Origin of the sequence: Streptomyces sp. NPDC047869 (genome assembly GCF_040704065.1) — a bacterium.
Taxonomy (GTDB): domain Bacteria; phylum Actinomycetota; class Actinomycetes; order Streptomycetales; family Streptomycetaceae; genus Streptomyces.
In genome coordinates this window covers 127,119-148,226 of sequence record NZ_JBEYRK010000016.1, presented here as the reverse complement: position 1 = coordinate 148,226, position 21,108 = coordinate 127,119, and the positions used below count along the sequence as shown (strand labels likewise).

Below are 21,108 nucleotides of genomic sequence, written 5' to 3'. Positions count from 1 at the left end.
CACCCATGGCAACGCTTGAAATCCGAGACCTGCACGTCACCGTCGAGGCCGACAACGCCACGAAGGAGATCCTCAAGGGTGTCGACCTGACCGTGAAGCAGGGCGAGACGCACGCCATCATGGGCCCCAACGGCTCGGGCAAGTCGACCCTCGCCTACTCGCTCGCGGGTCACCCGAAGTACACGATCACCAGCGGCACCGTGCTGCTCGACGGCGAGGACGTCCTGGAGATGTCCGTCGACGAGCGCGCCCGCGCGGGCCTGTTCCTGGCGATGCAGTACCCGGTCGAGGTCCCCGGCGTCTCGGTCTCCAACTTCCTGCGCACCTCCGCCACCGCCGTCCGCGGCGAGGCCCCGAAGCTGCGCACCTGGGTGAAGGAGGTCAAGGAGGCCATGGAGCGCCTCAACATGGACCCGTCCTTCGCCGAGCGCAACGTCAACGAGGGCTTCTCCGGCGGTGAGAAGAAGCGGCACGAGATCCTCCAGCTCGAGCTGCTCAAGCCGAAGGTCGCGATCCTCGACGAGACGGACTCCGGTCTGGACGTCGACGCCCTTCGCATCGTCTCCGAGGGCGTCAACCGGGTCCGTGAGACCGGCGAGGTCGGCACCCTGCTGATCACGCACTACACGCGCATCCTGCGCTACATCAAGCCCGACTTCGTCCACGTCTTCTCCGCCGGCCGGATCGTGGAGTCCGGCGGCGCCGAGCTCGCCGACAAGCTGGAGGAAGAGGGCTACGAGGCTTACACGAAGGGTGGCGCATCCGCGTGACGCAACTGCCGGGCCTCCTCGACACCGAGGCGATCCGCAAGGACTTCCCCGTCCTGGACCGAGTGGTCCACGACGGCCGGAAGCTCGTGTACCTGGACAACGCGGCGACCTCGCAGAAGCCGCGTCAGGTGCTGGACGCCCTGAGCGAGTACTACGAGCGCTACAACGCCAACGTCCACCGCGGTGTGCATGTGCTCGCCGAGGAGGCCACGGCGCTGTACGAGGGCGCGCGCGACAAGGTCGCCGAGTTCATCAACGCGCCCAGCCGCGACGAGGTGATCTTCACCAAGAACGCCTCCGAGTCGCTGAACCTCGTGGCCAACATGCTGGGCTGGGCCGACGAGCCCTACCGCGTGGACCACGAGACCGAGATCGTCATCACGGAGATGGAGCACCATTCCAACATCGTGCCGTGGCAGCTGCTGGCGCAGCGCACGGGCGCGAAGCTGAAGTGGTTCGGCCTCACCGACGACGGCCGGCTCGACCTGTCCAACATCGACGAGGTCATCACCGAGAAGACGAAGATCGTCTCCTTCGTGCTGGTGTCCAACATCCTGGGCACGGTCAACCCGGTCGAGGCGATAGTCCGCCGCGCCCAGGAGGTCGGGGCGCTGGTGTGCATCGACGCCTCGCAGGCGGCGCCGCACATGCCGCTGGACGTCCAGGCCCTCCAGGCCGACTTCGTGGCCTTCACCGGCCACAAGATGTGCGGCCCCACCGGTATCGGTGTGCTGTGGGGACGCCAGGAGCTGCTGGAGGACCTGCCCCCGTTCCTCGGCGGCGGCGAGATGATCGAGACGGTGTCGATGCACTCCTCGACGTACGCCCCGGCGCCGCACAAGTTCGAGGCGGGCACGCCGCCGATCGCCCAGGCGGTCGGTCTCGGCGCGGCGATCGACTACCTGAACGCCATCGGCATGGACAAGGTCCTCGCGCACGAGCACGCGCTCACCGAGTACGCGGTGAAGAGGCTCGCCGAGGTACCTGACCTGCGGATCATCGGCCCGACCACGGCCGAGGACCGAGGGGCCGCGATCTCGTTCACGCTGGGCGACATCCACCCGCACGACGTGGGCCAGGTTCTCGACGAGCAGGGCATCGCGGTGCGTGTGGGTCACCACTGCGCGCGACCCGTCTGCCTGCGCTACGGAATTCCCGCGACCACGCGAGCGTCGTTCTATCTGTACTCCACGCCGGCGGAGATCGACGCTCTGGTCGACGGCCTGGAGCACGTACGGAACTTCTTCGGATGAGGGGCTGACGCGTGAAGCTGGACTCGATGTACCAGGAAGTCATCCTGGACCACTACAAGAACCCGCACGGGCGGGGCTTGCGGGACGGCGACGCCGAGGTGCACCACGTGAACCCCACGTGCGGCGACGAGATCACCCTCCGAGTGAAGTACGACGGCACGACGATCGAGGACGTCAGCTACGAGGGCCAGGGCTGTTCCATCAGCCAGGCCTCCGCATCCGTGCTCAACGAGCTGCTGGTCGGCAAGGACCTGGCCGACGCGCAGAAGATCCAGGAGACCTTCCTGGAGCTGATGCAGTCCAAGGGCAGGATCGAGCCGGACGACGCGATGGAGGAGGTGCTGGAGGACGCGGTCGCCTTCGCCGGTGTCTCCAAGTACCCCGCCCGGGTCAAGTGCGCCCTCCTGAGCTGGATGGCGTGGAAGGACGCGACGGCCCAGGCGCTGGACGGCGCCGACGCCGAAAGGAAGACGGCATGAGCGACACCGTGGAGATGAAGCCCGCCTCCGAGGAGGAGCTTCGCGAGGCCCTGATGGACGTCGTCGACCCCGAGCTGGGCATCGACGTCGTCAACCTGGGCCTGATCTACGGCATCCACGTCGACGACGCGAACATCGCGACCGTCGACATGACCCTGACGTCCGCGGCCTGCCCGCTGACGGACGTCATCGAGGACCAGGCCAAGTCCGCCACGGACGGTCTGGTCAACGAGTTGCGCATCAACTGGGTGTGGATGCCGCCGTGGGGCCCCGACAAGATCACGGACGACGGCCGCGAGCAGCTCCGGGCGCTCGGGTTCAACGTCTGACACAGCGCCTCACGAAGGGGGCCGCGGTCATGTGCCGCGGCCCCCTTGCGTATGCGCACGGCCCGGAGGCGCGTCGATGTGTACGCTCGTACACATGGGATACCTGTGGCTCGCCGGTGCCATCGCCGCCGAGGTGGTCGCCACCACGGCGATGAAGTACAGCGAGGGCTTCAGCAGGCTCGTGCCCTCCGTCGTGACGGCCCTCGGCTATGTCGTCGCCTTCACCCTGCTCGCCCGGACCCTGCGGACCGTGTCCATCGGCACGGCGTACGCGATCTGGTCCGGCGCCGGGACGGCGACGATCGCGGTCATCGGCCTGACGCTGTTCGGGGAGGGACTGAGCGCCGCCAAGATCGCCGGGATACTCCTGATCGTCGGGGGAGTGGTGGTCCTGAACCTGGGCGGTGCGCACTGATGCCCCGCCGTTACGACCCCGGCCGGCGGCAGCGGATCATCGACGCCGCGCTCCGGGTCGTGGGGGAGAAGGGCATCGCCGGCCTCAGCCACCGCTCGGTGGCCGCCGAGGCGGACGTCCCGCTCGGCTCCACGACGTACCACTTCGCGACCCTGGACGACCTGCTGGCGGCCGCTCTGGAGCAGGCCGGCGAAGGGTTCGGCGACGTGCTCGACGCCGACGGCGTCCTCGCGGACCCGGACGCCGACCTCGCGGCGGGACTCGCCCGTGTGCTCGGTGAGTGGCTGGGCGGCGACCGGCCGGGGGCGGAGCTGGAGTACGAGCTGTACCTCGCCGCGCTGAGGCGCCCCGCCCTGCGTCCCGTCGCCGCACGCTGGACGCGCCGGACGGCCGCGCGGCTGGCCGAGCGGGCCGATACGGAGACGGCCCGGGCGCTGCTGGCGCTGATGGACGGCATCTGCCTCCAGGTCCTGCTCACCGGCGGTTCCTACGACGAGGGGTACGCGCGCGCCTCGCTGGCCCGGCTGATCCGCTGAGGCGGCGCCCGGCACGTGAGACGCGGTTCGCTCCGGCGCCCCCGGCCACGTTAGGTTTTCCCACATGACCGACACGACTGCTTCCCGCACCACCGGTGCCGTGGCCGCCGGCCTCGCCACCATCGCCTCCGACGGCACCGTTCTCGACACCTGGTTCCCGGCCCCCGAGCTGGTCGCGGACCCCGGCCCGGCCGGCACCGAGCGGCTGTCCGCCGAGCGGGCCGCGGAGCTGCTCGGCGGCGGTGCGACCGCGGCGACCGGCCCGGACGCCCGCCGGGGCGTCGAGGTGGTCGCGGTCCGCACGGTCATCGCCTCGCTGGACGAGAAGCCGATCGACGCGCACGACGTCTACCTGCGCCTGCACCTGCTCTCGCACCGCCTGGTCAAGCCGCACGGCCAGAACCTGGACGGCATCTTCGGTCACCTCGCCAACGTCGCCTGGACCTCGCTCGGCCCGGTCGCCGTGGACGACATCGAGAAGGTGCGGCTGAACGCCCGCGCCGAGGGCCTGCACCTCCAGGTCACCTCGATCGACAAGTTCCCGCGCATGACGGACTACGTCGCCCCGAAGGGCGTGCGCATCGCCGACGCCGACCGGGTCCGCCTCGGCGCCCACCTCTCCGCGGGCACCACGGTGATGCACGAGGGCTTCGTCAACTTCAACGCCGGCACGCTCGGCACCTCCATGGTCGAGGGCCGCATCTCCGCGGGCGTCGTGGTCGGCGACGGCTCCGACATCGGCGGCGGCGCCTCCACCATGGGCACGCTGTCCGGCGGCGGCAACGTGATCATCGCCATCGGCGAGCGCTGTCTGGTCGGCGCCGAGGCGGGCGTCGGCATCGCGCTCGGCGACGAGTGCGTGGTCGAGGCCGGCCTGTACGTCACCGCGGGCACCCGCGTCACCATGCCCGACGGCCAGATCGTCAAGGCCCGCGAACTCAACGGCGCCTCCAACATCCTCTTCCGCCGCAACTCGGTCACCGGCGCGGTCGAGGCCCGCCCGAACAACGCGGTCTGGGGCGGCCTGAACGACATCCTGCACAGCCACAACTGAGCAACGGCGGCCGCGAGGTGCGGCCGTCTGATCGACCATTGCTGCGAACTTCCACCGAGCTGGCGGAAGTTGTGGACGCCGGTCATCGCCGAGCGCCCTTCCACGGCCCGAGGACGGCCCGGGAGGGCGCTCGTGCGTGGACACCGCTGCCGGCGGTCTTCCTCGGGCCGATCAGCGGGGAAGGCCCATGGACCGGGAGACCAGGGTGTCGAAGGCGCGGTCGGGCAGGAGGCGCCGTAGGCCGATGAGGGGGCGGGCGCTGAAGCCGGTGGCGTAGCGGGTCTTGGGCCGGCGTGCCGTGACGGCCTTGCCGATGGCGTCGGCGATGACGGTGGGCGGGGACATGCGCCTGGTCATGCTCTCGGAGCGCATGGAGGCGGCTACGGCCTCGGCCTGGTCGGAGTAGGCACCCGTGGCGGAATACTTCTCCAGCTGGTCGGCGGCGATGCCGGCCCACTCGGTGCGGATGCCGCCGGGTTCGATGACGACGACGTCTACACCGAAGGGCTTGACCTCGACCCGCAGGCAGTCACTGAGGGCTTCGAGGGCGAACTTGGTGCCGTGGTACCAGCCGCCGAGAGGGGTGTGGATCTTCCCGCCCATCGACGTGACGTTGACGACCGTCCCGCTGCGCTGGGCACGCATGTGAGGCAGGGCGATCTGGATCAGGCGGACGGCGCCGAAGACGTTGACGTCGAACTGGCGGCGGGCCTCGTCCTGCGAGACGTCCTCCAGGGCGCCGTAGGAGCCGTATCCGGCGTTGTTGACCAGGACGTCGATGCGGCCGGTCTCGGAGATGACCCGGTCGACCCCGCTGCGCACGGAGTCGTCGTCGGTGACGTCCATCGCCAGCGGGCGCACGCCGCGTTCGGCGAGCTTTCGCAGGCGGTCGGTGCGGCGGGCTGCTCCGTAGACGGTGTAGCCGAGGCTGATCAGCTTGAGGGCGGTCGCTTCGCCGATGCCGGAGGAGGCTCCGGTCACCAGGGCGGTCTTGGTGGTCATGGGGGTCCTCATGAGTAGACGGACTGTGGTTTGTCGGTACCGGCCGGTCGGAGCCCGAACCGGGCCTTGACGCCGCCGATGAAGGTGGCGTCGTCGGAGGCGGCACGATGGGCGATCGGCTCGATGAAGGGGCCCGCGAGGTAGCGCGGCCGGTCGGTGCCGTCGGTGGCCGCGCACCGCTGCGGTGGTTGACGGGTTCCACGCTAGGCGGACAAACCCGACGAAGAACTAGCCGATGACGCCCATCTTCTTGCCGTTCACGCCACCGAGAGATGGCGTCTTCTGCATGCCGAATGGCGCACACGGCCCTCCTGCTTCCGCATGCAGACAACTACCCTCAAGAGGTGACAGCAGAGCGGTTCACCCTGGACCCGGGTACCCGGGCGCTCCTGCACGACCTCGACATCTCCGTCGCCCGAGTGCTGCGGCGGGCGCAGCTTCCGGCCGGCGTCTTCGCGCACGGTCCGGTCACGATGACGACCGAGGAGTACTACCGGTTCTGGGACGCGCTGGACGCCGAGGCGGCGGATCCCGACCTCGCGGTGAGGATCGGCCGCGCGCTGTCCGTCGAGGCGTTCAACCCGCCGATCTTCGCGGCGCTGTGCAGCGCCGATCTGCGTACCGCGGCTGAGCGCATCGCCGCGTTCAAACCGCTCATCGGACCGGTGAAACTCGGCGTCACCGTCGACCGCGCCGGGCTGACGATCGCGGTCCACTGGCCCGGCGGGCCGACGCCACCCTCACCGCTGGTCGCCACCGAACTCGCGTTCTGGGCGGCACTGGCACGCATCGGCACGCGGCGCGAGGTGAACCCGACCCGCGTCGCCATGCGCCGGGCTCCGCAGCCTTCACCTGCGACGACCTCCTATTTCGGCACGCGGATCCGCGAAGGGAAGGCTGACGCCGTCACCTTCTCCGCCGAGGACGCCGCGCTGCCGTTCCTCACCGAGGACGAGTCCATGTGGGACTTCTTCGCACCGGAACTGCGCCGCCGCCTGTCCGGGCTCGAAGCGTCCGCCACCACGGCAGATCGGGTGCGTGCCGCACTCCATGAGCGTCTGCCCGCCGGTGAGAGCTCGATCAACGCCATCGCCGGCCAGCTCATGCTCAGTCCCCGCACGCTCCAGCGACAGCTCCAAGCGGAAGACACCAGCTACCAGGCCGTCCTCAGCGACACCAGGGAGAAGCTCGCCCGCCGCTATCTGGCGGACCGGTCCCTCCCCACCTCCCAAGTCGCCTACCTCCTCGCCTACGACGACACCAACTCCTTCTACCGGGCCTTCCGCCGCTGGACCGGACTCACCCCGGAAGCCGCACGCACCGGCGGCCACCTCACCCACGCATGATCGGTGGAGCGACGCTCACCCCCCGGGGTCGCCGGGTCTGCAGGCCGGTCGCATGCTGGTCGAGCCGAAAGATGACCGTGCGCTCGGCGGGCCGGGCGGGCACCAGTTCGCGCATATGCCAACCGGTGCTGCCCTGCGGGCAGGCCCGAAGCCCCGCCGCTGGTCAGCCGATGAAGATGCTGTGCGTTCCGGGCACCTGCACTGCCAGCCCGGGAGGGATGACCTGGACGACCCCGCCCGCGCAGCCCGGAACGTTGTGGACCAGGGCGGGTGTGTCCGTGAAGTTGAGGACGGTCGACAGTCGGGCTATCTCGAAGCAGCCTCTCGGGTCGTCGTGGCGGACTCCGTCGATCGCGAGGAACCCGTTCGCGGAGAAGGCCGAGCCCGGAACGGCGAGCGCGAGCACTCCGGCGGCGGCGAGTGTGGTGAGTGTCGAGCCGATGCGACGCATGACGAACCTCCCGATTCGGCAGGCCAGGCGCGTCCCGGCCCTGCAACCGACCGTACGGAAGTGTGCACGCACTGCATCCGGACGTCCCCCATGTGGGCGACTGGGGCGATCGGGGCAGCGCTGACCGCGAGACCTGTCTTTCCCCTCTGCGGCGACGGAGCGTCCTCCTGCGGCCCCAGCAGGGCGGCCCGGGAGGGCGTTCGTGCGTGAGCCCTTGCTCGGTCTATCGAATTTCGATAGATTCCCATCGCAACTCGATGGGAGGACGGGCCGTGGGAAAGCTGACCGTGCGCGCGCTGCGCGCCGTGCTCGTGGTGGTGCTCGCCGGCACCGTGTTCGTACAGGCGGGGATGGTGTGGGCGCTGGTCGGCGGGAACGACCCCGAGGACGGATCGCTGCCGCTGACCCCGTTGCGCGTGATCACGATTCTGGGCATGGTGTCGGCGCAGGTCGCCCTGGTCTGCGTATGGCGGCTGGTGGCGATGGTGCGACGCGGAACCGTGTTCTCCCATGCCGCCTTCAGGTACGTGGACGGCGTGATCGGCTCCATCGTGGCGGCCGCCCTCCTGTGGTTCGCGGTCACGGCCCTCAACGCGCCGGGCCAGCGGGCCGATCCGGGGGTCACCGTCATCATGGGCGGGGTCGGCGTGGCCATCCTGGGCGTCGCGCTCATCGTGCTCGTGCTGCGGGCGCTGCTCGCCCAGGCCGTCGCACGCGACGATGAAGCGGCGCGGATGCGGGCCGAGTTGGACGAGGTGATCTGATGCCGATCGTCGTCGACATCGACGTGATGCTGGCCAGGCGGAAGATGTCCGTGGGCGAGCTGGCGGACCGTGTTGGCATCACGCCCGCCAACCTCGCGGTGCTCAAGAACGGCCGCGCCAGGGCGGTGCGCTTCGCGACGCTCGCCGCGCTCTGCGAGGTACTCGCCTGCCAGCCGGGCGACCTGCTCCGCTGGGAGGCCGAGGGCGCCGCGGGCGGATGACGTGTCCCGGGGCGGGCGTGAGAGCGCCGGGAGAGTGTCCGGCAATGTACGTCGTCCGCCCGAAGGGCCCTGAGCCGGACACCGGCCCGGCCCTCACCGCCCGGTCGTGAGCCCGCCGAGCGCGTTCGTGAGTGCCGCGAAGTCCTCCGCCCGCAGGCCGATCCGTGGGTCGACGTGGTGCAGCAGGGCGGGCGCGGGGTGGTGGGCCGTCACATGGGCGGTGTCCGCGGGCCCCTGCTCGTCGTCCACCCAGGCGAAGGGGCGGCCCGCCGCGTGCGCCACGATCGCCTCCGTCTTCCAGTGGACACCGTCCGGCCGCTCGGCGAACAGGCAGTGCCCGAAGTCGACGTACGGCAGCTCGGGCAGCCCGAGGACCGGCGCGATCCAGCGGTTGGCCTCCGCCATCCAGGTCGTCGCCCAGCACAGCTCGTACCCCAGTGCCAGCAGCGCCGGGCCGTGCGACGGGTTCAGCCACACACGCAGCGCGTGCCCGGGGCGGACGGAGGCCCTGATCGTCACATAGCCCTCGGGCCGGCGTTCCGGCTGGGCCGCGTACGGGTTGAGCGGTCCGTCGACATCCAGGAAGAGGAGCGGGCGGGTCACGTGGTCACCGTACGGCCGGGGCCCCGGGGAGGCGCGGTTCCTTTCCGGGCCCGGCGTCCGGCCCCGCCCGGAGCCGGTCAGGCCGCGACGAGATGGTCGTACAGTGCCCGCAGTCCGTCGGCCGTGTCGGGGGTGGCGGGCAGCAGGGGCGGGCGCACCGGGCCGGCGGGCAGGCCGAGCCGGCCGAGCAGGGCCTTGGCGGTGACCGTGCCGGGCAGGCCCGCGGCCATCATCGCCTCGATCAACGGCGTCACGCCCAGCTGGAGTTCGGTCGCGCGGGCCGTGTCGCCCGTGTCGAACGCGTCCAGGATGGCGGCGATCCGCCCCGGCACCGCGTTGGCGACCGTGCTCACGCAGCCGGCCGCGCCCACCGCGTACAGCGCGAGCACATGCTCGTCGCAGCCCGCGTAGTACGCCAGCTCCGTCCGCGCCAGCACCTTCTGGGTGCCGAGGAAGTCGTACGAGCAGTCCTTGACCGCGACGATCCGGGGGTGTTCGGCGAGCCGGATCATCGTCTCCGGTTCGATCCGGGTGCCGGTGCGGCCCGGGATGTCGTAGAGCATCACCGGCAGGCCGCTCGCGTCGGCGACCTGCCGGAAGTGCGCCTCCAGCGCCTCCTGGGGCGGCCTGCTGTAGTACGGCGTCACCACCAGCACGCCGTCGGCGCCCGCCTTCTCCACCGCGCGGGCACCCTCGGCCGTGTGCCGGGTGTCCGCCGTGCCGACGCCCGCCACCAGCGCGGCCCGGTCGCCGACCGCCTCCCGGACGGCCGTGATCAGCTCCGCCTTCTCCGCGTCCGTGGTGGTCGGCGACTCGCCCGTGGTGCCGTTCAGCACCAGCCCGTCGCAGCCCTCGGTCACCAGCCGGTCCGCCAGCCGCCGGGCCCCCTCCAGGTCGAGCGCGCCCGCCTCGGTGAACGGGGTGATCATCGCGCACAGGGTGCGGCCGAAGGGCTTGCGTCGGATCGTCATAGAGGTAGTCTCGGCATCCCGACGGTGAAGCTCTACTTAATTCCACTACGAAGTATTGGTTAGTAATGCTGATGAATCGGGGTGGTGGCCGAAGGTCCTGTGTCCAAGTCGGCCGACATGGGTCACTATGAGTCGGGACGGTCATTGACGTCGGTCATGGGAGGCACCATGAAGCTCGGCAAGGCACTGGCCACCGGAGTCGCCGAGGAGCGGCCCCTCGTCCACCGGGAGGAGCCGGAGCTCCCCGAGGAGATCACCCGCACCGCGCCGGCCGAGTCGGTCCGCGAAGAGGTACCGGCGGCCCGATGAGGCTGCGGCTCCCGGTGGAACGCCCGACGGAGCCGCCGACCGGATACAAGATCGCCCACCCGGTGCTGTCGCAGGACGGCGCCCGGGCCGGGTTCACCGGTGTGTCCCTGGGCGGCGCGCTGCCGTACGGCGTGCTCGACGACGCCTCCTGCGTCTACGGGCGCCGGCACCGCGCGCCCGCGCGCCTGTGCGACTGCGGCTTCCACTGCGTGCACGACCGCTCCGCCGCCGAGGCCATGCTGTGCACGGCCGAGCACCGGGAGGCGGTCCTGCTCGAAGTCTCCGTGCTCGGTGCCTACATCCGCTTCGAGCGCGGATTCCGGTACGCCCGGCAACGGGTGCGCACGGCGGCCGTGGGCCCGTGCGCCTGCGGGGCCGGCCCGGTCGCGCTCGCCGACGCCGGCTGGGGCAGACCCGGCTGGCAGGCCCTGGCACCCGCGTGCGCGGGCTGCGCGGGAGCACGTACGTCCGTCCCGCTCGCCGGATTCGCCCGGCTGGCCGGAGAGGGCCTGCGGGTGGTGGCGGCAGCCGCCGCACCGTCCGCCGGGTTGACGGCCGGCGGGGACATGGGCGTACCCGAACTCGTGGCCGAGGCGGCCCTGTTGCAGGCCCGGCTGGACTGGTTCCAGACGCAACTCGCCCGGCTCGGCTCACCCGGGACGGGGGGAGAGGGGAGAGGGTGACGGATCCGGGCCTGGGTACTCGGGGAGTTCCGTACGGAAGAGGAGGCGGAACACGTGACCGTGACCTCGCAGACACGGCCCTCTGTCAACGGGCACCCTTCCACGGGTGAGCTCGTCAGCCGGGCCACCGAACAGCTTTCCCGGCTCCTGCGGCAGGAGGTCGCCCTCGCCAAGGAGGAGCTCGCCGAGAAGGGGCGCCATGCCGGACGGGGCGGCGGACTGCTCGGTGCCGCGGGCGCCGTCGGTTACGTCGGCCTGATCACCCTGGCCGGCGCCGCCACCGCCGCGATCGCCCTCGCGCTGCCCGTGTGGGCGTCGGCGCTGATCGTCGCCGCGGTGTTCTTCGCCGTGGCGGGTCTGCTGGCCATGGCCGGCCGGGCCCAGTTGCGCCGCGCGACCCCGCCCAAACCCGAGGTGACGCTCGGCAGCGTCAAGGCGGACGTCGACGTGATCAGGGAAAGGGCACACCGATGAGCCACAAGAACCCGCACGGCTCGGGCGCCAAGGGCCCCGACGAACTGCGGCACCAGATAGAGCACACCCGCAGCCAGCTCGGCGAGACCGTCGAACAGCTCGTCGGCAAGGCCGATGTGAAGGGCCGGGCCAAGGCCCGCGCCGCCGACCTGAAGGACAAGGCCGGCGCCATGACCGTGCAGCTCCGCTCCACCGCCGCCCAGGCCGGGCACACCGTGCAGGAGCGGGCGGTCAGGACCGGGCACGCGATGCAGGAGCGGTCGAGCCACGCCCGCCACGCGGTGCAGGACCGGTCCGGCCACGCCCGGCACGCGGTGCAGGACCGGTCGGCCCCGGCCAGGCACGCCCTTCAGGAACGCGCCACGAGCGCCGGGCACGCCCTGCAGGAGCGGACCAGCACCGCCGGACACGCCCTGCAGGAGCAGGCCACCAGCGCCGGACACGCCCTGCGGGAACGGCGTGCGCGGCACGCCGGCGGCGGCCTCACGGAGTCCCTGCGCGGCGCCCTGGACGCCGGCAAGCGGCACCCGGGGCCCGTACTGGCCGCCGGCGCCCTCACCGCCGCCGCCGTCGCGGCGGTCATCGCCTGGCGCCGGCAGCACAGCCGCTGTTCCTGACCCGCTCCGGCCCGCCCGTCCCACCGGCGGGCAGGCACCGCTGACCGCCCTCGCACCGCTCGCTCCGTCCTCCTGGACGCGGAAGCCCGTCGGTGCGAGGGCGGTCGCGCGCCGGACATGACCGTGATCGGGGACCCCGGGGCGGCGGCCGCGATGCTTGGTGTCGACGAGCTGATCCACCCCGCGGTCCGATACGGACCGCCCCCGAGAGCCGAGCAGGAGCCCCGCCATGCCCGAGGAATTCGAGATCGTCCGCGAGTTCGAGGTCGACGCCCCGCCGGAGAAGGTCTGGGCGGCGATCACCACCGGTACCGGCGGCTATCTGTGGCCGATGGACCCGCCCGAGCCCCGGGAGGGCGGCCGCGGTCCCTTCGGAGCCACGGTCACCGCGTGGGACCCGCCCCACCGCTACACCAGCCGCAGCGAGGACGTGGGAACGTCCGGCCAGTCGCTGAACCGGCTCGACCACACCATCGAGCCCCGCGACGAGGGCCGCCGCGCCCGGGTGCGCTACGTCCACAGCGGCATCTTCACCGACGACTGGAACAACCAGTACGACACCGCGAGCAAGCACACCAACTTCTATCTGCACACACTGTGCGAGTACCTCACGCACTTCGCGCCCCGTCCGGTCGCCTTCGCCCAGGTGAACGGGCCCGCCGCCTCGGCGGCACCCAGGGCGCTCGCGGCCGTCGCCCGCGCCCTCGGACTCGCGGACGGCGCGGCCGCGGGCACGAAGGTCCGTGTCCAGGGGCCCGGCGGGCGGACCCTGGACGCCGTACTCGACTACCGGAACCCGTACTTCATCGGGCTGCGCACCGACAGCGCCCTCGTCCGCTTCTTCGGACGCGGCCACTGGGGCGCCCCGCTCGGCGTCAGCGTCCACGACTTCGCGCCCGGCGCCGACGGCCGGGCGAACGAAGCCGCCTGGCAGGACTGGCTGAACGGCGTGTTCGGCCAGTCCTGAACCGGGACACAGGCTACGGACGGAACCGCAGCACCTGCGGGTCGTGGTCGCTGATCTGGTCGTTGAACTCCGAGTTGATGTGCACGCTGTCGTACTCGAGGCCGCAGTCGCGCCGGATCGCCGGGCTCACCAGGATCTGGTCCAGGACCTGCTGGTTGCCCTGGTAGTCGTAGGTGTAACGCTCGCTCTTCGGCAGCGACTTGATCGCCGACCACAGCTCGCCGTCGCCCTCGAGGATTTGGGCGGTGCCGGAGAACTCGAAGTCGTTCATGTCGCCGAGCGCGATCACGTCGGCGTTCTTCTGCACCGACAGGATGTCCTTGACGAAGCCGTTCACCACGGTCGCCTGCGCGTGACGCTGGATCTCCGAGCTGCGCACCGGCGGCTGGTACTGGGACGTCAGGCCCTGGTCGCCGCCCTTGGAGTTCAGGTGGTTCGCGATCACGAACACCGTCTTGCCGCGGAAGACGAACTCGCCGGCCAGCGGCTTGCGGCTGTTCGCCCAGGCCGCGTCGGCCGGGGCGATCCGGCCCGGGGAGACCGTCAGCCGCGCCTTGCCCTGCGCCTTGGTGACGCCGACCGCGGTGGTGGAGTCGCCGCCCGTGCGGTCCGCGAAGGACACCCGCTCCGGGTTGAACAGGAAGGCCTGGCGGATGTTGCCGCCGGGCTCGCCGCCGTCCTGGTCGTTGACCGGGTCGATGGAACGCCAGTCGTACTTCGGGCCGCCGGCCGCGACGATCGCGTCGATCAGCTTGTTCACGGTCTGGCTCGCGTCCACCGTGCCGTCGTCCTTGGCGCCGTTGTTGTCCTGGATCTCCTCCAGGGACACGATGTCCGGCGACTGCAGGTTGTGCACGATCGCGGCGGCGTGCTGGTCGAAGGTGGCGTCCGACGGGTCGAGGTTCTCGACGTTGTACGTCGCCACCGCGAGCTCGCGTCCCGACTGCTTCTGCGTGGTCTCGCGCTGAAGGCCGCCGCTCTTCAGCGTGCCCAGCTCGCTCGCGACCAGGGTGTAGCCGCCGTACTGGTTGAAGTCCAGCGGGCCGGTGGTGCTGCCCTCCAGGCTGTCGCCGACGTTCGCCTTCGGGAAGTCGGCGGTCGAGCCCAGCGACTGGATCTGCAGCCGGCCGGTGTTCTGGGAGTCGTAGGAGCCGTAGACCGTGCCGCCGCGGCGGCTCGCGTGCTCGTGCGGCTTCACCGTGACCCACAGCTCGCTGTACGGGTCGGTCGCGGTGACCACCCGCGCGTCGGCGATCCGGACGCTCATGCCCTCAAGGGACTCGTAGTGGTCCAGGGCGTACTTCGACGGGTCCAGGGTGAGGCCGTTGACGGAACCGGCCGCGGCGGTGTCGCCGGCCGGGGCGTAGGCGTCCGGCACCGCGTCCTCGTCGACGACGACCGGGGCCGGGACGGCGTTGCCGGTGGAGACCGTGGTGACCGTGGGCTTGGTGATCTCCGTCAGCGACTGGTTGCCGGAGGAGGCGCCGCCCGGGACGTACTCGGAGACCGTGCCGGTCACCGTGACCGAGTCGCCGGCCGCGACCTTCGGTGCGGAGCTGGTGAAGACGAACACGCCTTCGCTGGTGGCCGGGTTGTCGTCCGGCGTGGCGTCCTGCAGCCAGAAGCCCTTGGAGGAGCCGTAGGTTCGGACGGCCGTGACGATGCCGGGAACGTCCGTCACCTTCTGCCCGGCGAACGGGGATATCCGGGTGGTGCCCTGGATGTCGTGGACGCGCACCGAGTCGGCGTGCGCGGGTGAGGTGAGGACGACGGCTGACGCCGCGCTGCAGACGGCGGCGACGGTGAGCGCGGCGAGGCGCGCGGAAGACCTGCTCGGCAAGGGATCCCTCCGGGGACGTGACTGGGCGCCGGGACGAGGGTGGAACGGCAGCGTGTGGGACTCGTGGCCCTCTGTGACACGCGTAGAGCCGAGTGAACAGTTGTCCCCCAACTTCTACGCGCGTCAATCTCCTGCCTGCGGCGGTGAGTTGTCAAGGTTTCGGCCATGTACGCAGCCCGGCGGGGAGATGAACCAGGCGGCATGGGTGGAAATCCGTCTAGGCTGAGCGGCTGAGCCCTTTCACGGTCCTAGGAGATTCAGCCGATGTCAGACAGCTCCCCCCTGCCGCCCGTGCGGCTGCGTCCCGAAGCGGAGCTGGCGCGCGCCGCGCTGTCCACACCGTTGCTCTCCCGCGCCGCCCGCCTCGCCCGCTGGGCCGGGCCCGGCACCCGGGTCGACGCCGGCGGCGGACTGGTCGAGGAGCAGCTTCCGGCCGCCGCCGAACTGCTCGGGCTGAGCGGGGACGACGCCGCCGCCCACGCCAGCGAGGCCTGGCGGGTGGCCGTGGACGCCGGTCTGGTCGCGGTCACCGACGAGGAGGCCGGAACCGTGGCGGCCGGGAAGGAACTGGCGCTGCTCACCGCCGGTTCCCCGCACGACGTGCTCACCGTGTGGCTCAGCGCCCTGGAGACGGTCGTCGCGGACGCGAGCGTGCCCGACCTGGACGGCCTGCTCGACGCCATGGACGAGGGCGGCGAGATCGATTTCGCGTCACTCGACTGGGACCCGGAGGCCGAGACGGAGTTCCTCGACGGCGTGCTCGGCACCCTCTACGCGCTGACCGTCACCGAGGGCGGCGCGGGTGACGCCCCGGTACCGCTGCCCGCCCTCGCCGCCTCGGTGATCGTCCCCGGCGACATGGGCGAGCCCACCAACGACGTCCTGGAGCAGGTCTCCGACGCGATGATGCGCCTCGACGACCAGTTCCGGATACTGGAACCGGTCGGACTCGTCGAGTACCAGCCGGTGGACGAGGCGCTGATGGCCGACGCCGACGAGGAACCCGCCGCGCCGGTGGACGACACCGACGTCTCCCGCTACGGCATGGTCCGGCTGACCCCGCTCGGCGCGTACGGGCTGCGGGCACGGCTGCTGGAGGCCGGCTTCGAGGCGCCCGCGGTCGGTGAACTCGCCGACAAGGGCGCGGACGCGCTGCTCGACGGCACCTTGCGCTTCGGCCAGTCCGCCGCCCGCGCCGAGACCGAGCAGTGGCTGGCCCGGCGCGAACCGCTCTCCTCGGCCCGCGAGTTGCTGGCGGCCGCACGCGGCGCCGACGCCGGGGCACCGCTGCGCCGGCTGCGCTGCCAGCAGGCGCTGTCCCTGGTCGGCGCGGAGGCCGAGCCGGCGCTGCGGGACGTCCTCGACGACCCCGAGCTGGGCGGGCTCGCCCGGGTCTGGCTGAGCGAACACGGCGCCTCGGGCGTGCCCGCGCCCTCCCAGGATCTGGTGTTCTGGCTGACCGTCGACACCCTGGCCGCGCAGCTCCAGGCCGAGGGGAACTCCGAGGAACTGCAGGCCCTGGTGGAGGGACTGGCCGAGCAGCACAGCGGGTTCTTCGCCGCGGCGTGGCGGGTGGACCACCCCGCGACCGCCGACGTGCTGGAGGCGATGGGGCGGCTGCACCCGGACAGGAAGGTGGCCAAGGAGGCGCGCAAGGCCGCCTTCAAGGCCCGCTCGCAGCACGGCGGCTGAGGAGCGGGCCGCGGCCGGGGGCTTTACCGGCCGTTGGGCAGTGCGTACGGATTCATGGAACAGGCACCCCTGTGGCAGCCCGGCGTTCAACTCCCGTTCAGCACCGGGCGGGAGCGTGAGCGCCGACCTCAGGACGCCACCCTCCACGGCACGCCCACTGTCACAGGAGACACCATGTCGCTCAGCCGCAGGGACTTCGCCAGAAAATCCGCGATCACCGGTGCCGGAGTCGCGCTCGCGGGCAGCGTCGGCGCCCTCGCCACCGCCCCGGGCGCCCTCGCCGCCACGGACACCGGCGGCGCGGACGGCGAGCCGGCGCGGGGCCACGGGCACCACGGCGTCGGCTACGGCCCCCTGCTCCCCGACCCCGACGGCATCCTCGCGCTGCCCGCCGGGTTCGAGTACCGGGTCATCACCTACAGCGGTAAGACCAAGCTGGAGTCGGGCGAGTTCACCCCGTCCAACCACGACGGCACCGCCGCCTTCGACGGCCCGCGCGGCACCACGCTCCTCGTCAACAACCACGAACTCGCCGGGGCCCGCGCCCAGTGGCCGCACCCGGTACCGCTCACCGAGGGCCTCGTCTACGACCCGGCTGCGGCCGGTGGCTGCACCGTCGTCGAGGTCCGGCGCGGCGGCGAGGTCGCCGAATGGGTGGGCATCGCCGGCACCGCCACCAACTGCGCGGGCGGCAGCACCCCGTGGGGCACCTGGCTCACCTGCGAGGAGACCGAGGACAAGGCCGGCAAGAACGGCTTCACCAAGGACCACGGCTACGTCTTCGAGGTCGACCCCGAGGACCGCCGGGCCAACCGCGACCCCAAGCCGGTCAAGGCCTTCGGCCGCTACGCCCACGAGGCGGTCGTCATCGACCCCAAGCGCGGGCACGCGTTCCTCACCGAGGACGCCTCCGGCCCCAACGGCCTGCTCTACCGCTGGACCCCGCCGGAGGGCTTCCGCCACGGCCGCGGCGAGCTGCGCACCCTCGCCGACGACGCCGGCGTCCTGCAGGCGTTCAAGTGCTTCGACTCCGGCGGCAAGTTCGTCGACGACCTCTCCCGCGCCACGAAGACCGGCACGGTCTACGGCGTCGACTGGGTCACCGTCCCGGACCGCGACGCCAAGCAGGTCTCCACCCGCAAGCAGTTCGGCGAGGGCCAGATCACCCGCGCCCGCAAGCTCGAGGGCATGTGGTGGGGCGACGGCGGCGCCTACATCGTCTCCTCCTACGCCCGTGCGGAGAGCCCCGTCCAGCACGACGGCCAGGTCTGGTTCTACGACCCCAAGCGCCGCACCCTGACGCTGAAGGTCCTCATCGGCGTCAACCCGGACCCGTCCGTCGACGGCGCCTTCGACGGCCCGGACAACATCACCGTCTCCCCGTACGGCGGCCTGGTCATCGCCGAGGACGGCGAGGGCGTGCAGCACCTGTTCGGCGCGACGGAGAGCGGCCGCACCTACCCCATCGCCCGCAACGAGCTGAACCAGGGCACCGCCGAGGAGCCCGAGTACAGCGAGTTCACCGGCGTCACCTTCTCGCCCGACGGCAGGACCCTGTACGCCAACATCCAGACGCCCGGCATCATGCTCGCCATCACGGGCCCGTGGAAGCGGCAGCAGCGCTGAACCGCGTCACCTCCTCCGGCTGAGCGGTGCCCTCAGGGGCGGCGGACGGCGGCGGGCGGGGCCATGATGGAGGCGTGCCCCGCCCCGAGACGCCCGGTCCCGCCGGGCGGCCCGGGCCGACCGCCGCCCCCGGGCGTCTTGCGTCGGCGCCCACGCCCCGGACCGCCGTCGCCTGGCTGCCTCCGGGCCCGCTGTGGCCGGCCGTCCAGCGGATCCGGGCCGAGCACGACCCGCAGATCCGCCGGTGGCCGCCCCATGTGAACCTGCTCTTCGGCTTCGTACCGGAGGAGGACTTCCCGGCGGCGCTCCCGCTGCTGGCCGCCGCGGCCGCGGACCGCGAGCCCTTCGGCATCCGGCTCGACGGGGTCCGCTTCTTCCGCCATCGCGCCTTCGCCACCGTGTGGCTCGACCCCGCGGCGGCCGGCCTCGCGCCCTGGACGGGGCTGCGGGAAGCGCTGGCGGAGCCGTTCCCGTACTGCGTGGACCGCTTCCCGTGCTTCACCCCGCACCTCTCGCTCGGCCGCACCCGTGCCCCGCGTGAGCTGGCGGCCGAGTGCGCCGCCCGGCTCGGTGTGCTGCAGGCGCGCGTGGCCGGGATCTGTGTGCTGTCCCGCCGCGGTGACGGTCCCATGCGCGTCCGCGCCACGATCACCCTGGGCACCGGCGCGATCCGCCGCCGGACCGGACCGGACCCGGCCGGCGCCGGGTACGAGCCGCCGGACCACTGCTGACCGTCCGGCGGGAAGCGCCCCCGGTACTGTTCGGGATCGGCCCACGGTTCGCGAGGAGTTCCTGGATGACGCAGGCCAGACCCATGCGCGCGGACGCCCGGCGCAACTACGAGCGGCTGCTGCGGGTGGCGGCGGAGGTCTTCGCCGAGCACGGGGAGAACGCCTCGCTCGACGACATCGCCAAGCGTGCCGGAGTCGGTTCCGGCACGCTGTACCGGCACTTCCCGAACCGCCGGGCGCTGCTGGAGGCCGCCTACGCCGACCGGATGGCGGCGCTCGCCGCCCGGGCCGACGAGCTGGCGCGGGGTCTGCCGCCGGGCGCGGCGCTGGTGGAGTGGCTGAACGAGCTGTGCGCCGGGACGATCCGGGTGCGCGGACTGAAGGCGCTGCTGGGTTCGGCCGTCATGGACGGCGGGGCGGCGCCGGTCCCGGTCTGCTGCGCCCCGGTCCGGGACGCGGTGGCCCGGCTGGTGGCGGCGGCCCGGGCCGAGGGCACCCTGCGAGCCGATGTCGAGCCGGTCGAACTGCTGCGGCTGGCGCACGGCGTGGCGACGGCCTCGGAGTTCGCGGACGGCCGGGGCGGGCAGATCCGCCGGTATCTGACCCTGCTGATGGAAGGCCTGCACGGGCAGCTGGGCCAACCGGCCGGCGGGCGCCCCGCGCGGGGGCGCCCCCGGCCGCCGTGACGGGCGGCGCCTACAGCGCCCTGGCTCCCGGGCCGACCATGTTCCGCACGGTGCGCGCCTTCACGAAGTCGCCCATCGCCGTCATCTCCCACTCGCCGGAGTACTGCCGGATGAGCTTGGCCATCATCACGCCGGTCTGCGGCTCGGCGCTGGTCAGGTCGAAGCGGACCAGTTCCTCGCCCGATGCCGCGTCCACCAGGCGGCAGTAGGCCTTGGCGACCTCGGTGAACTTCTGGCCGGAGAAGGAGTTGACCGTGAAGACCAGGCCGGTGACCTCCTGCGGGATCCTCCCGAGGTCGACCACGATCACCTCGTCGTCGCCGCCGCCCTCACCGGTGAGGTTGTCACCGGAGTGCTTGATCGCGCCGTTCAGGATCGACAGCTTGCCGAAGTAGCAGCTGTCGACCGGGTTGCGCTGCGGGCCGTAGGCGATGACCGAGGCGTCCAGGTCGATGTCCTTGCCGCGGTACGCGGGCTCCCAGCCGAGGCCCATCCGGACCAGCGAGAGCAGCGGGCGGCCGCCCTTGACCAGGGACACGGTCTGGTTCTTCTGGAGGCTGACCCGGCCCTTGTCCAGGTTGACCTTCCCGGTGCCGGGCGCCGGAGCCGCGGGGGCGGCGGGCGCGGGCGGCTCAGTGGCCGGTGCCTGCGTGGCGGGGGCCGGCGGGGCGGCGGGCCGCGGCGGGGCCACCGGTGCCGTGACCGGCGGCGCGGCGGGCGCGGCGGCGGGCTCCTCCACCGTCACGCCGAAGTCCGTGGCGATGCCGGCCAGCCCGTCGGCGTACCCCTGGCCGACGGCGCGGGCCTTCCACTGGCCGTTGCGGCGGTAGATCTCCATGACCACCAGCGCCGTCTCCGAGCCGAGCCGCGGGGGCGTGAAGGTCGCCAGGACCGAGCCGCCGGCGGCGTCCCGGACGGTGGCCGTCGGCTCGATGCCCTGGAAGGTCTGGCCCGCCGCGTCCGGGCTGGCGGTGACCACGATCTTCTCGATCTCCGGCGGTACGGCGGCGGTGTCGACCTCGATCGCGTCGGGCGCGGCACCGCCACCGGACCGGTACGTCACACCGGGGCCGCCGGGCTGGTTGTAGAAGATGAAGTCGTCGTCGGAGCGCACCTTGCCGTCGGCGGTGAGCAGCAGGCCCGATACGTCGAGCCGCACCGGGGCGGCGACGTCCACCGTCACGCGGGCGGCGGACAGGGGGATGTTCGAGCCGGGGGTCATAGCTGTCATGCCGGGTGAACGAACGGCACCGCTTTACCGTTCCCTTACCGACGGCGCGACCCCCGTT

At 72.0% G+C, this 21,108-nt stretch carries 25 protein-coding genes; 19 read left to right on the top strand and 6 right to left on the bottom strand.

Annotated features, from left to right (window positions below; genetic code table 11):
- Window positions 1-5: 5 nt before the first annotated feature.
- The 7 genes from sufC to dapD all read left to right on the top strand — a co-directional run bounded on the left by sufC (window position 6) and on the right by dapD (window position 4,836).
- Entirely contained in the window at window positions 6-770 is a 765-nt protein-coding gene (gene sufC, locus AB0924_RS21870) for a Fe-S cluster assembly ATPase SufC (protein WP_351669270.1), read from the top strand.
- The gene (locus AB0924_RS21865; RefSeq protein WP_358931687.1) at window positions 767-2,023 is read left to right on the top strand and encodes a cysteine desulfurase; all 1,257 of its coding nucleotides are present in this window, start codon (window positions 767-769) and stop codon (window positions 2,021-2,023) included. Before sufC ends, AB0924_RS21865 begins: the two co-directional genes overlap by 4 nt.
- An 11-nt stretch (window positions 2,024-2,034) precedes the next feature.
- Window positions 2,035-2,502 (top strand): Fe-S cluster assembly sulfur transfer protein SufU, encoded by a 468-nt coding sequence (gene sufU, locus AB0924_RS21860; protein WP_199210101.1) that lies wholly within the window; start codon window positions 2,035-2,037, stop codon window positions 2,500-2,502.
- Window positions 2,499-2,831, top strand: a complete 333-nt coding sequence (locus tag AB0924_RS21855) for a metal-sulfur cluster assembly factor (protein ID WP_030745090.1) — start codon at window positions 2,499-2,501, stop codon at window positions 2,829-2,831. The genes sufU and AB0924_RS21855 overlap by 4 nt, the downstream gene beginning before the upstream one ends.
- Before the next feature lie 94 nt (window positions 2,832-2,925).
- A complete protein-coding gene (locus tag AB0924_RS21850) occupies window positions 2,926-3,246 on the top strand; it encodes a multidrug efflux SMR transporter (RefSeq protein ID WP_358931691.1) in 321 nt (106 codons plus the stop codon).
- The gene (locus AB0924_RS21845; protein WP_366912229.1) at window positions 3,246-3,782 is read left to right on the top strand and encodes a TetR family transcriptional regulator; all 537 of its coding nucleotides are present in this window, start codon (window positions 3,246-3,248) and stop codon (window positions 3,780-3,782) included. The genes AB0924_RS21850 and AB0924_RS21845 overlap by 1 nt, the downstream gene beginning before the upstream one ends.
- A gap of 64 nt (window positions 3,783-3,846) precedes the next feature.
- Entirely contained in the window at window positions 3,847-4,836 is a 990-nt protein-coding gene (gene dapD, locus AB0924_RS21840; protein ID WP_358931695.1) for a 2,3,4,5-tetrahydropyridine-2,6-dicarboxylate N-succinyltransferase, read from the top strand.
- A 171-nt stretch (window positions 4,837-5,007) separates the two neighbouring features.
- Here dapD and AB0924_RS21835 read toward each other — a convergent pair whose 3' ends face one another.
- Complete coding sequence (locus AB0924_RS21835; protein WP_358931697.1) at window positions 5,008-5,838, bottom strand: oxidoreductase; 831 nt, start codon at window positions 5,836-5,838, stop codon at window positions 5,008-5,010.
- A gap of 344 nt (window positions 5,839-6,182) precedes the next feature.
- Between AB0924_RS21835 and AB0924_RS21830 the strand changes: the two genes are divergently transcribed.
- Window positions 6,183-7,184: an AraC family transcriptional regulator ligand-binding domain-containing protein gene (locus tag AB0924_RS21830; protein ID WP_366912228.1), complete on the top strand. Its 1,002-nt coding sequence runs from the start codon at window positions 6,183-6,185 to the stop codon at window positions 7,182-7,184.
- Between the two features lie 163 nt (window positions 7,185-7,347).
- Here the strand turns inward: AB0924_RS21830 and AB0924_RS21825 are convergent, their stop codons facing one another.
- Complete coding sequence (locus tag AB0924_RS21825) at window positions 7,348-7,635, bottom strand: hypothetical protein (protein WP_366912227.1); 288 nt, start codon at window positions 7,633-7,635, stop codon at window positions 7,348-7,350.
- A 272-nt stretch (window positions 7,636-7,907) separates the two neighbouring features.
- Here AB0924_RS21825 and AB0924_RS21820 point away from each other — a divergent pair, with 272 nt between their 5' ends.
- Both AB0924_RS21820 and AB0924_RS21815 read left to right on the top strand, forming a co-directional pair.
- Entirely contained in the window at window positions 7,908-8,399 is a 492-nt protein-coding gene (locus AB0924_RS21820; protein ID WP_358931703.1) for a DUF2975 domain-containing protein, read from the top strand.
- The gene (locus AB0924_RS21815; protein WP_358931705.1) at window positions 8,399-8,620 is read left to right on the top strand and encodes a helix-turn-helix transcriptional regulator; all 222 of its coding nucleotides are present in this window, start codon (window positions 8,399-8,401) and stop codon (window positions 8,618-8,620) included. The genes AB0924_RS21820 and AB0924_RS21815 overlap by 1 nt, the downstream gene beginning before the upstream one ends.
- Window positions 8,621-8,713: 93 nt before the next feature.
- Here AB0924_RS21815 and AB0924_RS21810 read toward each other — a convergent pair whose 3' ends face one another.
- Both AB0924_RS21810 and dapA read right to left on the bottom strand, forming a co-directional pair.
- Window positions 8,714-9,223 carry a hypothetical protein gene (locus AB0924_RS21810; RefSeq protein WP_358931707.1) on the bottom strand — a complete coding sequence of 170 codons (510 nt, stop codon included), beginning with the start codon at window positions 9,221-9,223 and terminating at the stop codon, window positions 8,714-8,716.
- A gap of 77 nt (window positions 9,224-9,300) precedes the next feature.
- A complete protein-coding gene (dapA, locus tag AB0924_RS21805) occupies window positions 9,301-10,194 on the bottom strand; it encodes a 4-hydroxy-tetrahydrodipicolinate synthase (protein ID WP_366912226.1) in 894 nt (297 codons plus the stop codon).
- Window positions 10,195-10,362: 168 nt separating this feature from the next.
- Here dapA and AB0924_RS21800 point away from each other — a divergent pair, with 168 nt between their 5' ends.
- The 5 genes from AB0924_RS21800 (at window position 10,363) to AB0924_RS21780 (ending at window position 13,244) form a co-directional block, all read left to right on the top strand.
- Window positions 10,363-10,503 (top strand): hypothetical protein, encoded by a 141-nt coding sequence (locus tag AB0924_RS21800; protein WP_358931711.1) that lies wholly within the window; start codon window positions 10,363-10,365, stop codon window positions 10,501-10,503.
- Window positions 10,500-11,186, top strand: coding sequence for a hypothetical protein (locus AB0924_RS21795; protein ID WP_366912225.1), 687 nt, complete (start codon window positions 10,500-10,502; stop codon window positions 11,184-11,186). Before AB0924_RS21800 ends, AB0924_RS21795 begins: the two co-directional genes overlap by 4 nt.
- A 54-nt stretch (window positions 11,187-11,240) precedes the next feature.
- Window positions 11,241-11,660, top strand: a complete 420-nt coding sequence (locus AB0924_RS21790; protein WP_366912224.1) for a phage holin family protein — start codon at window positions 11,241-11,243, stop codon at window positions 11,658-11,660.
- On the top strand, window positions 11,657-12,277 hold the full coding sequence (locus AB0924_RS21785) for a DUF3618 domain-containing protein (protein ID WP_366912223.1): 621 nt from the start codon (window positions 11,657-11,659) through the stop codon (window positions 12,275-12,277). Before AB0924_RS21790 ends, AB0924_RS21785 begins: the two co-directional genes overlap by 4 nt.
- A 229-nt stretch (window positions 12,278-12,506) precedes the next feature.
- Window positions 12,507-13,244, top strand: coding sequence for an SRPBCC domain-containing protein (locus AB0924_RS21780; RefSeq protein ID WP_366912222.1), 738 nt, complete (start codon window positions 12,507-12,509; stop codon window positions 13,242-13,244).
- 13 nt (window positions 13,245-13,257) lie between these two features.
- Here AB0924_RS21780 and AB0924_RS21775 read toward each other — a convergent pair whose 3' ends face one another.
- Window positions 13,258-15,084, bottom strand: coding sequence for an endonuclease/exonuclease/phosphatase family protein (locus tag AB0924_RS21775; protein ID WP_358931721.1), 1,827 nt, complete (start codon window positions 15,082-15,084; stop codon window positions 13,258-13,260).
- Between the two features lie 264 nt (window positions 15,085-15,348).
- Between AB0924_RS21775 and AB0924_RS21770 the strand changes: the two genes are divergently transcribed.
- The 4 genes from AB0924_RS21770 (at window position 15,349) to AB0924_RS21755 (ending at window position 19,819) form a co-directional block, all read left to right on the top strand.
- Window positions 15,349-16,776 carry a hypothetical protein gene (locus tag AB0924_RS21770; protein WP_366912221.1) on the top strand — a complete coding sequence of 476 codons (1,428 nt, stop codon included), beginning with the start codon at window positions 15,349-15,351 and terminating at the stop codon, window positions 16,774-16,776.
- Window positions 16,777-16,950: 174 nt separating this feature from the next.
- On the top strand, window positions 16,951-18,402 hold the full coding sequence (locus AB0924_RS21765; protein WP_366912220.1) for an alkaline phosphatase PhoX: 1,452 nt from the start codon (window positions 16,951-16,953) through the stop codon (window positions 18,400-18,402).
- 74 nt (window positions 18,403-18,476) lie between these two features.
- Window positions 18,477-19,133, top strand: a complete 657-nt coding sequence (locus AB0924_RS21760; protein ID WP_366912219.1) for a 2'-5' RNA ligase family protein — start codon at window positions 18,477-18,479, stop codon at window positions 19,131-19,133.
- A gap of 65 nt (window positions 19,134-19,198) precedes the next feature.
- Entirely contained in the window at window positions 19,199-19,819 is a 621-nt protein-coding gene (locus AB0924_RS21755; protein WP_366912218.1) for a helix-turn-helix domain-containing protein, read from the top strand.
- A 10-nt stretch (window positions 19,820-19,829) separates the two neighbouring features.
- Here AB0924_RS21755 and AB0924_RS21750 read toward each other — a convergent pair whose 3' ends face one another.
- The gene (locus AB0924_RS21750) at window positions 19,830-21,041 is read right to left on the bottom strand and encodes a TerD family protein (protein WP_366912244.1); all 1,212 of its coding nucleotides are present in this window, start codon (window positions 21,039-21,041) and stop codon (window positions 19,830-19,832) included.
- Window positions 21,042-21,108 lie beyond the last annotated feature (67 nt).

Bases quoted from the DNA above. Each gene is read 5' to 3' on its own strand.
- sufC (WP_351669270.1), top strand. From the start codon at position 6: ATGGCAACGCTTGAAATCCGAGACCTGCACGTCACCGTCGAGGCCGAC.
- AB0924_RS21855 (WP_030745090.1), top strand. From the start codon at position 2,499: ATGAGCGACACCGTGGAGATGAAGCCCGCCTCCGAGGAGGAGCTTCGC.
- AB0924_RS21850 (WP_358931691.1), top strand. From the start codon at position 2,926: ATGGGATACCTGTGGCTCGCCGGTGCCATCGCCGCCGAGGTGGTCGCC.
- AB0924_RS21845 (WP_366912229.1), top strand. From the start codon at position 3,246: ATGCCCCGCCGTTACGACCCCGGCCGGCGGCAGCGGATCATCGACGCC.
- dapD (WP_358931695.1), top strand. From the start codon at position 3,847: ATGACCGACACGACTGCTTCCCGCACCACCGGTGCCGTGGCCGCCGGC.
- AB0924_RS21835 (WP_358931697.1), bottom strand. From the start codon at position 5,838: ATGACCACCAAGACCGCCCTGGTGACCGGAGCCTCCTCCGGCATCGGC.
- AB0924_RS21825 (WP_366912227.1), bottom strand. From the start codon at position 7,635: ATGCGTCGCATCGGCTCGACACTCACCACACTCGCCGCCGCCGGAGTG.
- AB0924_RS21815 (WP_358931705.1), top strand. From the start codon at position 8,399: ATGCCGATCGTCGTCGACATCGACGTGATGCTGGCCAGGCGGAAGATG.
- dapA (WP_366912226.1), bottom strand. From the start codon at position 10,194: ATGACGATCCGACGCAAGCCCTTCGGCCGCACCCTGTGCGCGATGATC.
- AB0924_RS21800 (WP_358931711.1), top strand. From the start codon at position 10,363: ATGAAGCTCGGCAAGGCACTGGCCACCGGAGTCGCCGAGGAGCGGCCC.
- AB0924_RS21795 (WP_366912225.1), top strand. From the start codon at position 10,500: ATGAGGCTGCGGCTCCCGGTGGAACGCCCGACGGAGCCGCCGACCGGA.
- AB0924_RS21785 (WP_366912223.1), top strand. From the start codon at position 11,657: ATGAGCCACAAGAACCCGCACGGCTCGGGCGCCAAGGGCCCCGACGAA.
- AB0924_RS21780 (WP_366912222.1), top strand. From the start codon at position 12,507: ATGCCCGAGGAATTCGAGATCGTCCGCGAGTTCGAGGTCGACGCCCCG.
- AB0924_RS21770 (WP_366912221.1), top strand. From the start codon at position 15,349: ATGTCAGACAGCTCCCCCCTGCCGCCCGTGCGGCTGCGTCCCGAAGCG.
- AB0924_RS21765 (WP_366912220.1), top strand. From the start codon at position 16,951: ATGTCGCTCAGCCGCAGGGACTTCGCCAGAAAATCCGCGATCACCGGT.
- AB0924_RS21755 (WP_366912218.1), top strand. From the start codon at position 19,199: ATGACGCAGGCCAGACCCATGCGCGCGGACGCCCGGCGCAACTACGAG.
- AB0924_RS21750 (WP_366912244.1), bottom strand. From the start codon at position 21,041: ATGACCCCCGGCTCGAACATCCCCCTGTCCGCCGCCCGCGTGACGGTG.